General features: G+C 63.2%; 13 protein-coding genes, 1 tRNA gene and 1 pseudogene. 4 read left to right on the top strand and 11 right to left on the bottom strand.

Annotated features, from left to right (window positions below):
* Positions 1 to 10 precede the first annotated feature (10 nt).
* Both pfkB and ptsP read right to left on the bottom strand, forming a co-directional pair.
* The gene (gene pfkB / locus GIW02_RS03300) at positions 11 to 931 is read right to left on the bottom strand and encodes a 1-phosphofructokinase (RefSeq protein ID WP_236410835.1); all 921 of its coding nucleotides are present in this window, start codon (positions 929 to 931) and stop codon (positions 11 to 13) included.
* Complete coding sequence (ptsP, locus tag GIW02_RS03295) at positions 932 to 3,790, bottom strand: phosphoenolpyruvate--protein phosphotransferase (protein WP_236410834.1); 2,859 nt, start codon at positions 3,788 to 3,790, stop codon at positions 932 to 934.
* A 294-nt stretch (positions 3,791 to 4,084) separates the two neighbouring features.
* Here ptsP and cra point away from each other — a divergent pair, with 294 nt between their 5' ends.
* Complete coding sequence (cra, locus tag GIW02_RS03290; protein WP_236410833.1) at positions 4,085 to 5,080, top strand: catabolite repressor/activator; 996 nt, start codon at positions 4,085 to 4,087, stop codon at positions 5,078 to 5,080.
* Between the two features lie 2 nt (positions 5,081 to 5,082).
* Positions 5,083 to 5,859 (top strand): TatD family hydrolase, encoded by a 777-nt coding sequence (locus GIW02_RS03285; protein WP_236410832.1) that lies wholly within the window; start codon positions 5,083 to 5,085, stop codon positions 5,857 to 5,859.
* Positions 5,860 to 5,881: 22 nt separating this feature from the next.
* On the opposite strand, the gene GIW02_RS27190 is transcribed toward GIW02_RS03285, so the two are convergent.
* The 5 genes and pseudogenes from GIW02_RS27190 to GIW02_RS03265 all read right to left on the bottom strand — a co-directional run bounded on the left by GIW02_RS27190 (position 5,882) and on the right by GIW02_RS03265 (position 11,691).
* Positions 5,882 to 6,586 carry a methyl-accepting chemotaxis protein gene (locus tag GIW02_RS27190; protein WP_456362083.1) on the bottom strand — a complete coding sequence of 235 codons (705 nt, stop codon included), beginning with the start codon at positions 6,584 to 6,586 and terminating at the stop codon, positions 5,882 to 5,884.
* Positions 6,587 to 6,739: 153 nt separating this feature from the next.
* Positions 6,740 to 6,943 (bottom strand): annotated as a pseudogene (locus tag GIW02_RS27185) (HAMP domain-containing protein); the annotation flags it as partial.
* A 1,139-nt stretch (positions 6,944 to 8,082) separates the two neighbouring features.
* Entirely contained in the window at positions 8,083 to 8,919 is an 837-nt protein-coding gene (gene ampE, locus GIW02_RS03275) for a regulatory signaling modulator protein AmpE (RefSeq protein ID WP_236410830.1), read from the bottom strand.
* Positions 8,916 to 9,479 (bottom strand): 1,6-anhydro-N-acetylmuramyl-L-alanine amidase AmpD, encoded by a 564-nt coding sequence (ampD, locus tag GIW02_RS03270; protein ID WP_236410829.1) that lies wholly within the window; start codon positions 9,477 to 9,479, stop codon positions 8,916 to 8,918. Before ampD ends, ampE begins: the two co-directional genes overlap by 4 nt.
* A 61-nt stretch (positions 9,480 to 9,540) precedes the next feature.
* Positions 9,541 to 11,691 (bottom strand): DUF1631 domain-containing protein, encoded by a 2,151-nt coding sequence (locus tag GIW02_RS03265; protein ID WP_236410828.1) that lies wholly within the window; start codon positions 11,689 to 11,691, stop codon positions 9,541 to 9,543.
* Between the two features lie 246 nt (positions 11,692 to 11,937).
* Here GIW02_RS03265 and nadC point away from each other — a divergent pair, with 246 nt between their 5' ends.
* A complete protein-coding gene (gene nadC, locus GIW02_RS03260; protein ID WP_236410827.1) occupies positions 11,938 to 12,786 on the top strand; it encodes a carboxylating nicotinate-nucleotide diphosphorylase in 849 nt (282 codons plus the stop codon).
* A 48-nt stretch (positions 12,787 to 12,834) separates the two neighbouring features.
* Here nadC and GIW02_RS03255 read toward each other — a convergent pair whose 3' ends face one another.
* The 4 genes from GIW02_RS03255 to GIW02_RS03240 all read right to left on the bottom strand — a co-directional run bounded on the left by GIW02_RS03255 (position 12,835) and on the right by GIW02_RS03240 (position 15,275).
* Entirely contained in the window at positions 12,835 to 13,140 is a 306-nt protein-coding gene (locus tag GIW02_RS03255) for a DUF6388 family protein (RefSeq protein WP_033903347.1), read from the bottom strand.
* A gap of 167 nt (positions 13,141 to 13,307) precedes the next feature.
* Positions 13,308 to 13,380: transfer RNA gene (locus GIW02_RS03250), tRNA-Thr, on the bottom strand.
* Between the two features lie 48 nt (positions 13,381 to 13,428).
* On the bottom strand, positions 13,429 to 14,826 hold the full coding sequence (locus GIW02_RS03245; protein ID WP_236410826.1) for an O-antigen ligase family protein: 1,398 nt from the start codon (positions 14,824 to 14,826) through the stop codon (positions 13,429 to 13,431).
* A 35-nt stretch (positions 14,827 to 14,861) separates the two neighbouring features.
* Positions 14,862 to 15,275: a pilin gene (locus GIW02_RS03240; RefSeq protein ID WP_268935283.1), complete on the bottom strand. Its 414-nt coding sequence runs from the start codon at positions 15,273 to 15,275 to the stop codon at positions 14,862 to 14,864.
* 201 nt (positions 15,276 to 15,476) lie between these two features.
* Here GIW02_RS03240 and GIW02_RS03235 point away from each other — a divergent pair.
* Positions 15,477 to 16,160: type II secretion system F family protein (locus GIW02_RS03235; protein ID WP_236421773.1), on the top strand; the 684-nt coding region annotated here is incomplete at its 3' end.

Below are 16,160 nucleotides of genomic sequence, written 5' to 3'. Positions count from 1 at the left end.
ACAAACCCTCTTATTGTTCTGTCAGCGTACGTACGTGGACGCCGCTTTCGAGGCGCGCCAACTGCGCGTCATCGCTGATGCCGAAACCGATCTGCGTCACCGCCATCGCGGCAATCGCCGTGGCGCGGCGCAGGGTCTGCTCCGGCGTGTGGCCACTGAGCAAACCGTGCAGCATCCCGGCCAGCAACGAATCGCCGGCACCGACGGTACTGGCGACCGTCACCTTGGGCGGCGTGGCCTGCAGGGTCGCAGTCGAGCTGTACCAGCTCACGCCTGCGGCACCGTCGGACACCACCACGTGTTCCACGCCTTGTTGGTGAAGCTGGCTGATCGCGTCCGGGGCATGCCCGAGGGCGTCAGCCAGCTCTTCAGTATTGGGTTTGACCAGCCACGGGCCAGCCTGCAAACCGGCGCGCAATGCTTCACCACTGGTGTCCAGGGCGACTTTCAAACCCAGGCGTTTGAGTTCTGCCAGCAACCCCTGGAACCACTCCGGGCTGACGCCACGCGGCAAGCTGCCGGCGACCACCACAGCATCGAATTCTGGGCCGATGATTGCGATGCTTTTGAGCAGTTGTGCCTGCGCCGCCTCACTGACCAGTGGCCCCGGCGCATTGATGTCGGTAACCCTGCCGTCACGTTCGGCAATCTTGATATTGCTGCGGGTTTCACCCGGCACACGCACGAACTCATCGCCAAACCCACGGCTGGCGATCAGCGCATCAAAAGCCTCGGGGTTTGCGGCGCCGAGAAAACCGCCCACGCTCACGTCATGGCCCAGGTCGGCCAACACCTGCGCCACGTTCACGCCCTTGCCGGCGGCATGGGTGAGCAGGGTTTCACTGCGATTGACTGCGCCCGGTTCCAGGTGCGCCAGGCGTACCGTCAGGTCCAACGCCGGGTTCAGCGTCAGGGTCAGAATCCTTGCCATCTACACGGCCTCCACTAGGGCACGCACGTCGGCGGGCGAACCCACCGCGAGTGCTTTTTGCGCCAGGCCCTGGGCCTCGCTCAGACTGAATTCACGCACGCGCGCCTTCACTTCGGGAATGCTGCGGGCCGACACGCTCAACTCGTCCACCCCCAGGCCGATCAGCACCGGCACCGCCAACGGGTCCGCCGCCAGCTCGCCGCACACGCCCACCCATTTGCCATGGGCATGGGCGGCGCGCACGGTGATGTCGATCAGTTGCAACACCGCCGGGTGCAGGCCATCGGCCTGGGCCGACAAGGTCGGGTGGCCGCGGTCGATGGCCAGGGTGTATTGGGTCAGGTCGTTGGTGCCGACGCTGAAGAAGTCGACTTCCTTGGCCAGCACCGGCGCGAGCAAGGCCGCCGACGGCACTTCGATCATGATGCCCAGTTGCAGATCGGCCACCGGGATTTCCAGGCGCAGGCGCTCGGTCATATCGCGAGCGGCGCGCCATTCATCCACGCTGCCAACCATCGGGAACATGATGCGCAGCGGCCGGTTGTCCGCTGAACGCAGGAGTGCGCGCAATTGGGCTTCCATGATCTGTGGGCGCTGCAGGGTCAGGCGAATGCCACGTACGCCGAGGAAGGGGTTTTCTTCCTCGGCAATCGGCCAATAGGGCAACGGTTTATCGCCGCCGACATCGAGGGTGCGCACCACCAGCGGGCGACCGCCGAGGCCGTCGAGCACGCGGCGGTATTCGGCTTCCTGGGTGGCCTCATCCGGCGCTTGCGGGTGGGCCATGAAAATCAGTTCAGTGCGCAGCAAGCCAATACCCTCGGCGCCCTGCTCGACCGCGCTGGCCACACCGGCGCTTTCGCCGATGTTGGCGAACACTTCCACGGCGTGGCCGTCACGGGTCAGGGCCGGCTCATGGCGCTGGGCGGCGGCGGCTTGCAGGCGCTGCTCGCGGGTATCGCGCTCGACGGTGGCGCGTTGCAGGGTGGCGGCGTCGGGGTCCACATGCAGGCGACCGCGTTGGCCATCCAGCAACAGCGCGGTGCCGCTGGCCAGCAACAGCACGGCTGGGCCTGCACCTACCAATGCAGGAATCCCAAGGGCGCGCGCGACAATCGCACTGTGCGCCGTTGCGCCGCCTCGGGCCGTGAGGATGCCGGCGACGCGGGCCGGGTCCAGACGCGCGACGTCCGATGGGCCGACCTCATCCATCACCAGAATGTAGGGCTCGCTTGGCTCCTGGGCGGTTTCGATGCCGCACAGTTGCGCGAGCACGCGGCGCCCGATATCACGCAGGTCGGCCGCGCGTTCGGCGAGCAAGGCGTCCTGCAACGACTCCTGCTGCTTGGCAGCGGCTTCGATCACACTCATCCACGCGGCCTGGGCGCTTTCGCCTTGCTTGAGGCGGGTGTCAACTTCGTCGGTGAGTTCCGGGTCGTCGAGCATTTCCTGGTGGGTGATGAAAATCTCGCGGATGGCCTTGGCCTGGCTGCGCTCGATCAGGCCCTGGATATCGCGGCGTACATCGGCCAGGGCAGCGTGCAGGCGCTGACGCTCGATGGCGGCAGATTCGCCGCGCAACGGGTAGTCGAACACCTGTTGAATCTGGATATGCGCCGGGCCGATGGCGATGCCTGGCGCGGCGGCGATGGCCTGGAGCTGGCTGCCGGCCTGCGGCGCGCTGATCACCGGCGCGATATCGACAACGGCGGGCGGGGCGCTCACGGTTGGCAGCGGCTCGACCTCTTCACCCAGGCCCTCTTCCACGGCGGCGAGCAAAGCCGGCAACGCATCGCCGGCAATCGTCGGTTCGGCGACAAATTCCAGCACCTGGCCGCGACGTGCGCCGAGGCTCAGCAGTTTGCTCAGGCTTTTCACCGACACGGCGCCTACCGGGCCATCGATGACGCGCACACGGATATCGCCTTCAAAATTTTTCGCCAACTGCGCGAGGATCTTCGCCGGACGCGCGTGCAAGCCGTGGGCGTTGGCCAGGGTGATGCGCGCGCTGGGCCAGTCCGGCGGCAGTTCGCCGCCAAGCACTTCAAGCACCGCGCGGCTGCTGGTAGCGCGGCCCAGTTCCTGGCCGCGACCTTCAATCAGCAGCGCACACAGGCGCTCCAGCAAGGCCTGATGCGCCTCGCCCAGGCTGGCCAGGCAGAACAGGCCATTGAGCGGTTGGCCGAGGTAGCGCATGGGTTTGTCCGGGGTGACAAACGCCAGGCCCGGACGCTTGACGGTTTGCTCGCTGTGCAGCCACCACAGGCCATCGCCCAAGGGCAGCGCGTCAACCTGCTGCAGCACGGCGGCAAACCCATTGCTGACACAATCGGCCTGACGCAACAGGCGAGCGCCGCGCCATACCAGCTCTTCGAAATCATCGGCGGACACGCCCAGGCTGATCATCTGTGCGTCCAGCGCCAGTTCCTGCGGCGCGCCTTGCAGCAGTTTCAGCAAGGCTTCGGCGGTTCCGGCACGGCGCAACGCCTGGCCCAGGTCGGTTTCACCAAGGGCGCGGGTAAGCAGTTGCAACAGGCGCAGGTGTTCGTCGGATTTGGCGGCAATGCCAATGGCCAGGTACACGATCTGGCCGTCGCCCCAATCCACCCCTTCAGGGAACTGCAGCAGACGCACGCCGGTGGAAAATACCTGGTCACGGGTTTCGGGGGTGCCGTGGGGGATGGCAATACCTTGGCCAAGAAAGGTCGAGCCTTGGGCTTCACGGGCCTGCAAGCCACTGAGGTAACCCTCGGCAACCAGGCCATCGGCCACCAGTGTGTCAGCGAGCAGGTGCAGGGCCGCAGATTTATCCACAGCCGTCTGGCCCATGGAAATCTGCTCTACAGTGAGCTCAAGCATGCCGTTCTCCTAGTTAGTGCGGTGGCCGCACTAGGTATTGTTTTAAATAAAACAGTGTAAGGGGCTTTCGCAATTACTGACTGAGCAGTCAATTGGCAGTAGGCACTCAGTCGCGAACGTCGTAAAAATACGCTGGCTGAAACGTTTAATCTAGAATTTATGGCAGATTACGCGTTAATTGCGCATCCTTGAAGGACCACTCGGCGCTTGAGCTGAGACATTAGTCGCGTGCAGTAATCGGTTACGATCGGACAAAATGTCGGGGCAAGCGCCAAAAAACAAGGAAATCCCGGTTTGAAACTCAGTGATATCGCACGTCTCGCCGGTGTGTCCGTGACCACCGCCAGCTATGTCATCAATGGCAAGGCCGAGCAGCAACGGATCAGCCACGCAACCGTCGAACGGGTGCGTGCGGTGGTTGAAGCCCATGGCTTTACCCCTAACCCCCAGGCGGCCGGGCTGCGCAGCCGGCATACGCGCACCTTGGGGTTTATCCTGCCGGACCTGGAAAACCCCAGTTACGCACGCATCGCCAAGCTACTGGAGCAAGGTGCGCGAGCCCGGGGTTATCAGTTGCTGATCGCCAGTTCCGACGACGAAGCCGGCAGCGAGCGCCAACTGGCCAAGTTGTTCCGCGCCCGCCGTTGTGATGCGCTGTTCGTCGCCAGTTGCCTGCCCGCCAGCGATGACAGTTACCGCGAATTGCAAGCCAAGGGCCTGCCGGTGATTGCCATCGACCGGGTGATGGAACCCGGGCGGTTCTGCTCGGTGGTCAGCGATGACCGCCAAGCCTGCCAGCAACTGACCAGCAGCTTGCTGCAACCGCTGCCCAAGCAGATCGCGCTGATCGGCGCGCGGCCCGAGCTGAGCATCAGCCAGGAGCGTGCCGCCGGTTTCCGTGAAGCACTCCAGGGCTTCACCGGCGAGGTGATCCTTGAGCACGGCGAAGCCTTCAGCCGCGATTGTGGCCGACAGCTGATGGAGCAACTTCTTCAGCGGCTGGGGCATTTGCCTGACGCGCTGGTGACGACGTCCTACGTGCTGCTGCAAGGCGTGTTCGACGCGCTGCACGACTTCCCGCTCAAGTCGCGACCGCTGCGCCTGGGCACCTTTGGTGATACCCAACTGCTGGATTTCCTGCCGCTGCCGGTCAATGCCATGGCCCAGCAACATCAGCTGATCGCCGACACCGCCCTGCGCCTGGCCCTGGCCGCCATTGAAGAAGAACAGTATCAACCTGGCGTGCATGCCATCGGCCGTACGTTCAAGCAGCGTATCCACGAGGCCTGAGCGTGGAGCTGATCGACACCCACACCCACCTGGACTTCCCGGACTTCGACAGCGATCGCCGCGAAGTCCTCGCCCACAGCCGCGAACTGGGCGTGCGGCGCATGGTGGTGTTGGGCGTGTATCAGCAGAACTGGCAGCGGCTGTGGGAGCTGGTGCAAACGGATGCCGACCTGTTCGCCGCGTTCGGGCTGCACCCGGTGTATCTGGAGGATCACCGCCCCGCCGATCTGACGGAACTGGGCGACTGGCTGACCCGCTTGCAGGGGCACCGGCAGGTGTGCGCAGTCGGCGAGATCGGCCTGGATTACTTCCTCGACACCCTCGACCGCGAACGCCAGCAAGCGCTGTTCGAGGCTCAACTCAAGCTTGCAGTGGATGTTCAACTGCCCGCGCTGCTGCACGTACGCCGCAGCCACGCGGCGGTGATCGCCACCCTCAAACGCATCCGCGTGCCACGAGGCGGCATCATTCATGCCTTTGCCGGAAGCCGCGAAGAAGCCCGCGAATACATCAAGCTCGGCTTCAAACTGGGCCTGGGCGGCGCGGCGACGTGGCCCCAGGCGCTGCGCATGCACAAGGTGCTGGCGCAACTGCCGCTGGACGCGGTGGTGCTGGAAACCGACTCACCCGATATGGCCCCCGCCATGTACCCCGGCCAACGCAATAGCCCGCAACACTTGCCGGCGATCTGCACGGCCCTGGCCGCGCACATGGGCATCAGCCCCCTGCTGCTGGCTGAAGCGAGCACACGCAATGCGTGCGAGCTGTTCAACTGGTAAGGGCGGCGCCCCGGCGCCAACCCTACACTCGAAACGCGCCGATCAACTGCTTCAACTCGACCACCTGCATCGATAGCTGCCGGCTCGCCGCCTCGGTCTGATTCGCGCCCTCGGCCGCATGCTCACCGGCCCGGTTGATGGCGACGATGTTCTGGTCGATATCGTGCGCCACAGCGGTCTGCTGCTCCACGGCGGCGGCAATTTGCTGGTTCTGATCGACGATCATGCCTACGGCGCCGAGGATATTTTCCAGGGCCTGCTGGACTTTTTCCGACTCCCCCACCGTGCCGCTGGCCATTACATGGCTGCTGCTCATGGCCTTCACCGCTGCGGCCACGCCGTTGTGCAAGCGGCTGATCATCTGCTCAATCTCTTCGGTGGAATGCTGGGTACGTCGGGCCAGGGTGCGCACTTCGTCGGCCACCACTGCAAAACCACGCCCCTGCTCGCCGGCCCGTGCCGCCTCGATGGCGGCGTTGAGGGCCAGCAGGTTGGTCTGCTCGGCGATGCTCTTGATCACCTCCAACACACTGCTGATGGACTGGCTGTCGCTGGCCAATTGGTTGATCACCCGCACCGACTGATCGATCTCCGACGCCAGCCGCGCGATGCTGCCCTGCTGGGATTGCACCAGGCCACGGCCGCTGACGGTTTCATCGTTGACGCTGTGGGCACTGCTGACCGCTGCAGCGGCACTGCGCGCCACCTCCTGGGCGGTGGACGACATCTGGTTCATGGCCGTGGCCACCTGCTCGATCTGGGTTCGCTGGCCGGAAACGGCCTGGTTGCTCTGGGCCGACACCGCTTGCACTTGACCGGCCTGGAGTTCGACCTGGGCGACGGTGTGCCCGACGCGCTCGATCAAGTCATGGATCTTCGCCACGGTGCCGTTGAACACCTGGCCAAGGTCGCCCAGCTCATCACGGCTGTGGGCAACAAAGGTAACCGTCATGTCGCCGGCCGCGACCTTGTCCATCATCGCCCCCAGGCGCCGCAGCGTTGTACGCGTGGAGGCATAGAACCCGGCGTACAAGTAGAAGATCAGCAAAAACACCGCCGTCAGCGCTGCGATCAGCGCGACCATGTGCGTGCGGTTCTGCGCCAGGCGTTGCTCCAGTTGCTGCCCGATAAACGCCAGGGTGGCCTCATCGAGCTGATAGGTCTGCGCCATCAATTGGCTGACGTTGTCGTAAAAAACCTGCCACGGCGCATCGAGGGTTTCGGCCATCACCACCTGTTCTTCAAACAGCTCGCTGCCTTGCTTGAGGCTGGCGTTGCTGGCCTTGGCCAGGCTGTCGAGGGCCGCGTGCGCGGGCTTGCTGGCGCCGAGGGCGTCGTGCAATTTCAGGCCGTATTCAGCCTGGAGTTTTTCCAACTGCTGCAGCAATTCGTCAAATCGCGTACTGGACGAGGAATTGAGAAAGCCCTGGCCCAGGGAATAGGCACCCATCGCCCGCCCCTCGCCCAACGTCTGGGTGACGTGCGGGGTCACGCTGGTGATCAGCGCCGTGAGTTGGCGCAGATCGCTCTGGGGGTCGCGGCTCAGGCCGGCCTGGCTGGCGACGATCTGGCTGAGCATGTGCGCGTTGTTGAGCAACTTGCCGATCAGCGCGCTTTTGCTCAATAGCGAGGTTTCCTGTTGCTGGGCCTTGAAGGCGGCCACCAACTCATCGCGCTTGCCCTCAAAGGCAGCGATCTGTTCGGGCTCGGAGGTCATCGCCTCAAGGCTTTGCAGACGGCTCAACACGCGCTGTTCCAGGGTGCTGATCTTGCCCTCCAGGTCACCGGCCTTGCCGGCTTGGCCGAGGGTCGCGTTGATCTGCACCTGGTTGTTGAGGGTTTCCAGGTCACGGCGCAGCGCCAGGCTGCTGCCGAGCAGGTCGAGGCTTTGCAGTTCGGTGCGTGTGCCCTGGAATTCACGCCAGGAATCGCGCACCAGGTAGTAGTTGGTCGCCAGCATGGGCAGCAGGAACAGCACGCTGATCAGGCTGAACTTCATACCGAAACTCAGACGGTTCATCAGCGCAACGGCGGGATAGAGCAAGCGCTTCACAGGTGATCTCCCTTTCTATTATTTTTATTTGAGGCGCAGGGCGGCGGCAGAAAGCCACTATTTGGCGCTCTGTCTGTATAGCTCAAATTGGAAGGGAGTTTTGTAACGTAAGGTTAACGAACGGCGAGAGGGAGTTGCTCCCTCCCACCGTGTTGAGCGTGCTGACTCGATTAAGGCAGCACGGTCCAGATAGCAAACCCGGCATACCACAGCACCGCCGCGCGCAGCAGCAGTTCCCAAAGACGGTCCAGGCTGTTGATGCCATCGGCGCCTACCACTGGCGGCGGGATTTCGGCGGCGGCCAGGCCGACTTTCTCCATCAATTGCGCGGCGCTGATGTCCCAGCTCAACAGCTCATGGAGCATCACGCGGCTGACCGCGACAAAGTTGCCCACCAGTGCAAAGCTGGCTGCCAGCAGGCGCACCGGCAGCCAGTCGAAGGCATGCCGCATCTGCCCGGCACGTTCGGCCACCAACGGGTTCTTGCTGTGTTCACTGGCCAGGGCCAGCAGGCGATACGCCAGCGCGGCGACTGGCCCCAGCAGGAAGTACCAGAAAATCACCGCAAAAAAGCTTTGGTAGGCCTGCCAGAGCAAATGCCCCTGAACGCGCTCGAGCAGTTGTTCACCGCTGTCTGCGCTCAGGTTCAGATCGCGCTCGGCCACATGCTCGGCGGCTTGCAGATCCCCACGCCGCCAGGCATCGCGAAACGGGCCAAGACCGGCCAGCACATCACCGCGCCCCAGGCTGTAGATCACCACCAGCAGGTGCACTGGCAAGGCCAGCAAGCCGTAGGCCACTGGCTCCAGCACCAGCAGCAACAGCGCCAGCAACGCCACCGGCAACAACACCAATACCGTCAGAATCAGCCAGGGCTGCTTGCCCATGCGCGGGCTCGCTTCCAGCCTGGCCAGCTCGCGCAGCCAACCGCCATCGCGCTGCAACCGCTGGCGCAGGGCCGAGAATTTCTCGATCCACACGGCCAGCACCAACACCAGAAAACTCATCGTGCGTGTCCTCCATCCTGCAGGGCGCTGCGAAAGCGCGCCCAATCAAAAGCGGGGCCGGGATCGGTCTTGCGTCCCGGGGCAATATCGCTGTGGCCACAGATGCGCTGCGCAGTGATACCTGGGTAGGCCGCCAGCAGTTGGCGGGTCAGGTCGATCAGCGCCGCATATTGGGCGTCGGTGAACGGCAGGTCATCCGTGCCTTCCAGCTCTATCCCCAGGGAAAAGTCATTACAGGTTTCACGCCCCTCAAAGCACGAAACGCCGGCGTGCCAGGCCCGGTCGATGCAGGACACAAACTGCGTCACCGCACCGTCACGCTCAATCAGGAAATGCGCGGACACCCGTAGGTCGGCGATCCCCTCAAAGTAGGGATGTTCCGTGACATCCAGGCGATTCTGGAAAAACTCCTGCACTTTGCCGGTGGCAAACTGCGCCGGTGGCAGGCTGATGTTATGCACCACCAACAGTGAAATTTCGCCTGCGGGGCGCTCATTGAAGTTGGGCGAAGGGCAATGACGGATGCCCTGGCACCAACCGCTGGTGGGGTCCAACTGCATACAGGTTCCTTGAACGAGACAACGTGTTACCAGTATGCCGCGTTCGCCCCTGTGGTTGCGATCACTTGCCGTGATTGAGTTGTCGCAGCTTGCCCACCACCGCCGCCAGCGCACGCTCGAACAGCGGCCCGTCGTCCAGCACATGCAGCTCGCCACACTTGAACGCCAGCGCCAACTGCCCGGCACTGCGCTCCAGGACCTTGAGGCCGGTTCGGCTGACAAAGATATAGCCGCCGGCCGGTGCCATGATCGCGGTGAGCCGGCAGCGCAACGGGGTGCTGGCGCGCTCCTGGAACACTATCCAGGTGCCGATCCGCAACCGTTGAACCTTGAGCAGGTCGGGATCATTGGCCGGCAGCTCGGCGCTGGGATCGTGCGGCGCGGCGCCGAAAGCACAGGGTTCGCGCACTTCGATCAGGCCGTCGACACCGTTGGGCGCCTGGACATGCAGGGCCTGCAACCGCAGAAAAAATTCACGCGTGCTGAACGGGTCGAACGCGGCGCTGGTCAAGCCGTCGCGCAACGCCTTGAGCAAGCCCGGCAGTTGCTCCAGCAGATGGCGAGCGGCCTGGGTGTCTTGCTGCAGGCTGACGCTCCCGATCAACTCGTCCATGGTGCGCAGCCCCGCCTGCCATTGCACCGACTGCTCACCCTGCTTGAGGCTGGCCAGCAACAGCACTTGGCTCCAGGCCTGTTGCAGGAACTGCACCACCGCCTTGGGCAACACCTTGCCCAACAAACGTTGATCCAGCACCGCGGCCACCCGCTGGCGGGCCGCCTGGGTGCGCACGCGCGCGTCTTCGGCATCGCGGGTGTGCTGCTCAAGCAGCTCGCTGCGCCGGCGCTCGTCGGCGGTAAACGCGCCGAACTCCGCAAGCAACTGGGAAAAAATCGCCGGGTCTTCGACAAATTCGTTGAGCAAACGCTGCACCACTTGCTCGATGCGCAGGTAGAGGGGGTCACGCTGGTAGTCTTCGCGCGGGCTCCAGCCCATGGCCGCCGCCGCGATTTCATTGAGCAGGCATCGCGCCGGGTGGCTGGCGCGAGTGAAAAAACGCTTGTCCAGTACCGCCACTTTCAGCAGCGGAATCTGCAGGCGCGCGATCAGCGCCTTGAGCGCATCGGGCACCGTGCGGTCGTTGAGGATGAACTCGAACAACAGGGCGATCAGGTTGATCACGTCTTCGTCCCAAGCCTCCAGGACCCGCGACTTGCCGCTCTTGACGCTGACGCGAGTGAGCAACTGCTCAAGCTGGTTGCGCAGGTCGACATCATCTTCAGCCTCCGGCTCCGGCACGTATTGCTGCAAGTGCGACAGCAGGCGCAGCAGATCGCGGGTGGCAATGGGCAGCGGCTCGGCGCTGGCTTCGAGAGTGGGCGCGACACTGCCACGCATCGTGGCCAGCAATGCCTGCAAGGCGACGAAGGCTTCCTGGCCGTTTTCGTCACCTGGCAGCTCGGCGCTCGGCGGCGCTTGCTCACTCGGCTGCTCACCGGCTGCACGCCCACCGGGACGCCGCGATGGCACGGCCTTGAGGGCTGGCAACACGCCGGTCGCCACCAGCAGTCGGTTGGCCTCGCCGTACAGTTGGTCGGCGTCACTGAGCACGTATTTTTCGAAGAGCTTGAGCATGATCAGTTTGACCCGGATCTCCACGCCCAGGCTGCGCCCCGCCCGCAGGAAAAACTCGCAGAGCAGCGCCGGGCCCAGCGGGTTCTCGCGGTCGTCCAGGCGATTGCCCAGCAACGCGCTCAAGCGCGCAGTCAGTTGCCCTAGCGCCAAGCCATCGCGGTGGCGCACCCGGCCCAGCATGGCCTCAAGTGCCACGGCTTTTTCCAGATCATCACGCGAGGCACCCTTGGCTACGTCATAGGACACCACCGGCACCAGTTGCCGCTCACCCCGTCCAGCCTGGCCCAGGTCGGCGAAGGCTTCGAACAGCCGCTCCATGAACACGCGCTCGAAATTCTTGCGCTTGAGGCGCAGGTCGCGCATGGCTTCAAAAAAGATATGGTGATCGACGTTGCTACGGGCCTTGTCGGCCATTTCGAACAGGGTGTCGTCGGCGTTATCGAACAGGTCCTGCAGACCCTGCTGCAACTGCTGTGCAGCCTTGTCGCGAACCTGCAGCAACACCACCGGCAGTCGGGCGAGCGGCGATGGCGTGGCCTGTGCCTTGTTGATTGGCACCACCTTTCCGTCATTGTGCATCCTGGCCTCCTGAAACGGCGGTATTGGGTGGGTAAAGCTCGGGTACAGGGCCCGTGTGGGCGCTATGAAAAACCGGTTATCACCAGGACGTCAAAGCTATGACGCCAATTGCAAGGCGCGAGATTATCTTGCAAATGAGGGGGGTTGCGCCAGCAAACTCTGTCGTTGCGCGGTAAATGTGCGTTGAGTCTGGGTTGGAGCCCGCACTGCCCCTATAATCGGGGCACTTTGTTTGTGGAGCGTGTTATGCCGAATCTCCGTCTTGCCGACCTCACCGCCGAAATCGAAGCCAACGTGCGCCGCGCACTGCTGGAAGACATCGGCAGCGGCGACATCACTGCACAGTTGATCCCGGCCGAACGGCTGGCCACCGCAGCCATCATCACCCGCGACACCGCCGTCATTGCCGGTACTGCGTGGGTCGACGCGGTGTTCCGCCAACTGGACCCACGGGTCGCCGTGCACTGGCAGGTGGCCGACGGTGATCGCGTCAGCCCCAACCAAGTGTTGTTTCACCTCGAAGGCCCGGCTCGCTCGCTGCTCAGCGGCGAGCGCTGCGCATTGAACTTCCTGCAATTGCTGTCCGGGGTCGCCACACGTGCTCAGTACCTGGCGGACTTTGTCGCCAGCACCCAAGTCAAGCTGCTGGACACACGCAAAACCCTGCCGGGCCTGCGCCTGGCGCAGAAATACGCGGTAACCTGCGGCGGCTGCCACAACCACCGTATCGGGCTGTATGACGCGTTCCTGATCAAGGAAAACCATATCGCTGCCTGTGGCGGCATCGGCCAGGCCATTGCGGCCGCGCACAAGATCGCCCCGGGCAAGCCGGTGGAAATCGAAGTAGAGAGCCTGGAAGAACTGCGCGACGCACTGGCGGCAGGCGCCGATATCATCATGCTGGATGAATTGAGCCTGGACGATATGCGTGAAGCCGTGCGCCTCAACGGCGGCAAGGCCAAGCTGGAAGCCAGCGGCGGGATCAATGAAAGCACCCTGCTGCCGATCGCCGAAACCGGCGTGGACTACATCTCCATCGGTGCGATGACCAAGGATGTGAAGGCGGTCGATCTGTCGATGCGCCTCAGTATCTGACGTGTGTGTGCAGGAGCGAGCGCGCTCGCTCCTGCCTCAAGTACGCGCTTAAACGACCAGGTCGTTCATCTCGCAATACTCTTCCCACTCAACACCCAGCACCTCGGCTGCCTCTTTGTGCAGGGCCAGCCGTGCGGCTTCAAACTCTTCAGGTGTCGAGGTGTACTTGAGGGTCAACTCCCAAGGCTGGTAACCCTGGCTCTCGGCCTCGTCCTCGAATGCCCACTGAATCTGGTCGCGCTGATCATCGGCGCTCAGGTCCTTGATCTCTTCTTTAAGCTGCGGCGATTCCTCGAGGTATTTTTCGAGGGCTGCTTGGTGCCGAACTTCCTGGGTCATTTCTGTCGTGGTCATGTTGTTCTCTTAGATCAAGGAATGGGGATGCATCTGGGTCATCAAGGTTGCGCAGATACAAAAGAGCGGGCACGAATGCCGACTCGTCTGGCCTTCAGAACCATTCTGGGATCATCTGAAAACAGTGCTGCCTTTGAAGCGTTGCATTTGAAACGGTGCTGCCCTTTTGCCCGAGACAGGAATTGAACCTGCGACCTTCGCGTTACGAGTGCGCTGCTCTACCAACTGAGCTACACGGGCGGTGGACTAAAGCTAGCACCGCATCGGGCGTCCGGCAACTTGCGGCCTTCAGCGCGCAATGACCCCCTGGGCCCAGAAGCGTGGCTGCAGGCGGCCTTCATGGGCATCCAGGTAGTGTTGCTGGGCTTGCTGCAGATGGGGCACGTCGCGCAGCGCGATCACTACCAGCAGACCAACGGCCAGCACACTCAGGCCCTTCCACAGGTTCCAGGCCATCGGCGGAACAACGCTGACCGGCGTTCGCCACCGATGCAGCGCCATCAGCCAGCCCACCACCAGCGCCAACCAGACCTGCGAGTTGGGCATCACGATCACACCATCGACCATGGACTGCACAAGCGCCGCGACCAACGCCGCAAACAGGCATAAGCGCAGCAGGTCTGCACGCTCGGTGCACTGCGCGCGTTCACGCAACACACCGAACGTGGCCCAGCCAGCTCGCCACGCCAGCACCGCCACGCACAGCGCCGAGGGCACGCCCCATTCGCTCGCCCACTGCAGGATGGACTGGTGAGGATGGGCAGCAATCCGGTTGGCAATATCGGCAAAATGCATCGGCCCAAAGCCCAGCCACGGGCGCTCAAGAAGCATATGCCAGGCCTGCCACCAGATCGGGCCGCGCCCTGACAGCGAGGTGGTAAGGCGGTCACTGGCGTCCTTGGTGATCTCGATCCCCAAGTAATCCGCCAACAGCGTAAACCCCAGCCAATACAGCAAGAGTCCGCCCAGCACAGCGGCCAACTGCCAACCCAGCCAACGCCGTCCCGGCCCCAGCAGCGCCACCACCACACCGGCCACGGCCATGCCCAGCCACGTGCCGCGTGTACCGCCGCTGATCGCGATCAACCACCAAACGCACAGCAACGCAAATACCGCACCTCGCAGGGTGCGGGAGACAGAGGGCAACAATAGGGGAAGCGCCAGCAGCGGCAGGGTAAACGTCTGGAACTGGCCGTAGAAACGCTTGTTGGAAAAGCCGGACAGCAGCAGGTCAGGGTCAAGCGAGCGCCCACCACTGGAAAACGCGAGTGCCGCGGCATACAGGTATTGGCTCGACTTGATCAGGCAGATCAGCAGTACCACCAGGATCAGCACACGATCCAAAGGCTCACCACCACTGCGCCGCAGCGACGCAAACGCCACCGCAATCGCGGCGCAACTGACAAACAACGCCACTTCGGTGAACGCCCACAGCGGCTGGTGCGCCAGCGCCGAAGACATCAGGCCAAGCACCACAATCAACGCCACACCGATGGCCGTGGGCCGATCCACCAAGCGCTGCGCCGGGGTGACCGCCAGCCCATACAGCACCGCGCAAAACCCGATGGCGATCTGCATTGCACGTTGCAGGTCATGCCCACCGAACGGTGCACATACCCCAACAATCAACAAACACGCGGTCACTACCAGGAAAACACTGCCACGCTGCTGCACGGATAACACCATCGGCCACCTCTACATCCCTGTGGATGGTTTAGCAGTTATGCCCCGTCGGCGCCGCAGCCCTTGCCGACATATTTTGCTTCAGCGTTTGTGGTGCACTTCCAACCGGTGGTGGCGCTGCGCGTCAGGCTGATGGTCTTGCCCAGCACCGGTGCCGGAGCGTCGAGTAACTCGCAGCTGATGGCACCCGCACCGGTGGCTACGTCGCCCGTCACGTCGATCGTGCAGTTGGCGGTGGGGCTGGTGCCGCCGATCAGTGCCAGGGTGGGTACGGTGCCCTGGTTGAGGGTGTCTTCGTACCCGGCCTTCAACGCGCTGATTTCAGCCAGGCCAGCGGTGAACTTGGCTTTGGCCTGGTGGGTGGTGTACATCGGCAGGCCGATGGTGGCCAAAATGCCGATGATTGCCACGACGATCAATAACTCGATCAAGGTAAAACCGTTCTGACGCATCACATTCACTCTCCAGAATAGAACTCATGACAAGGCGCTTCCTGCGCCCCGTGGTGTGCAGCGGCGCCAGTGTACTCATCCGTACGCGGTCAAGCGCCTGCAAGACGCACATTCTGACATTTTATCCTTGGCCAACGGCCTGTCCGAATCCGCCACCTGACTAAGCTATGAAGCTTCGACCCTTGTGTGCGGAACCGCGACATGAACAACGCTTCGACGACTTACGCCTGGGAAGGCACCAACCGCAAAGGACGCAAAGTGTGCGGGCAAACCCGTGGGCACAATGCTGCGCTGATCAAGGCGCAGCTGCGCCAGCAAGGCATCAGCCCTGGGCGGGTGTACAAGAAATCCGCGCTGCTGCCCAACCTCGCGCCGTCGATAAAAACCGACGATATCACCCTGTTCACTCGCCAACTGGCCACGCTGCTCAAGGCCGGGATTGCGCTGCTGCAAGCCTTCGACATCATCAGCGAGGGCTTCGACAACCGGTCGATGCGTGAACTGGTGCAGGGCCTGAAACAGGAGATCGCTGCTGGCACCAGCCTGAACGAAGCCTTGCGCAAACAACCGCGTTACTTCGATGACTTGTACTGCAACCTGGTGGCGGCCGGCGAACACGCCGGGGCACTCGAAACCTTGCTGGAGCGCGTGGCGATCCACCGGGAAAAAAGTGAGCAGCTCAGAACCCGAATCAAAAAGGCCATGACTTACCCGGCCGCGGTGCTGGTGGTCGCCGGCCTGGTCACCGGCGTGTTGCTGGTGCACGTGGTGCCTCAGTTCCAGACCTTGTTCGCCGGAGTGGACGGCCAACTGCCGGCATTTACCCTGCAGGTGATCGCCCTCTCCGAGTTCATGCAGCGCGCCTGGTGGGGGTTGGCGCTGGGC

The sequence above is a fragment of the Pseudomonas syringae genome (assembly GCF_021606685.1).
Lineage (GTDB): Bacteria > Pseudomonadota > Gammaproteobacteria > Pseudomonadales > Pseudomonadaceae > Aquipseudomonas > Aquipseudomonas syringae_R.
Note: the sequence above shows the minus strand (reverse complement) of the source record. Positions and strands in the feature narration are given on the sequence as shown.

Coding starts and splice junctions, on each gene's coding strand:
- GIW02_RS03255 (WP_033903347.1), bottom strand. CDS start 13,140: ATGACCACGACAGAAATGACCCAGGAAGTTCGGCACCAAGCAGCCCTC.
- ptsP (WP_236410834.1), bottom strand. CDS start 3,790: ATGCTTGAGCTCACTGTAGAGCAGATTTCCATGGGCCAGACGGCTGTG.
- nadC (WP_236410827.1), top strand. CDS start 11,938: ATGCCGAATCTCCGTCTTGCCGACCTCACCGCCGAAATCGAAGCCAAC.
- GIW02_RS03240 (WP_268935283.1), bottom strand. CDS start 15,275: ATGCGTCAGAACGGTTTTACCTTGATCGAGTTATTGATCGTCGTGGCA.
- ampD (WP_236410829.1), bottom strand. CDS start 9,479: ATGCAGTTGGACCCCACCAGCGGTTGGTGCCAGGGCATCCGTCATTGC.
- GIW02_RS27190 (WP_456362083.1), bottom strand. CDS start 6,586: ATGTCGTCCACCGCCCAGGAGGTGGCGCGCAGTGCCGCTGCAGCGGTC.
- pfkB (WP_236410835.1), bottom strand. CDS start 931: ATGGCAAGGATTCTGACCCTGACGCTGAACCCGGCGTTGGACCTGACG.
- ampE (WP_236410830.1), bottom strand. CDS start 8,919: ATGAGTTTTCTGGTGTTGGTGCTGGCCGTGTGGATCGAGAAATTCTCG.
- GIW02_RS03265 (WP_236410828.1), bottom strand. CDS start 11,691: ATGCACAATGACGGAAAGGTGGTGCCAATCAACAAGGCACAGGCCACG.
- GIW02_RS03245 (WP_236410826.1), bottom strand. CDS start 14,826: ATGGTGTTATCCGTGCAGCAGCGTGGCAGTGTTTTCCTGGTAGTGACC.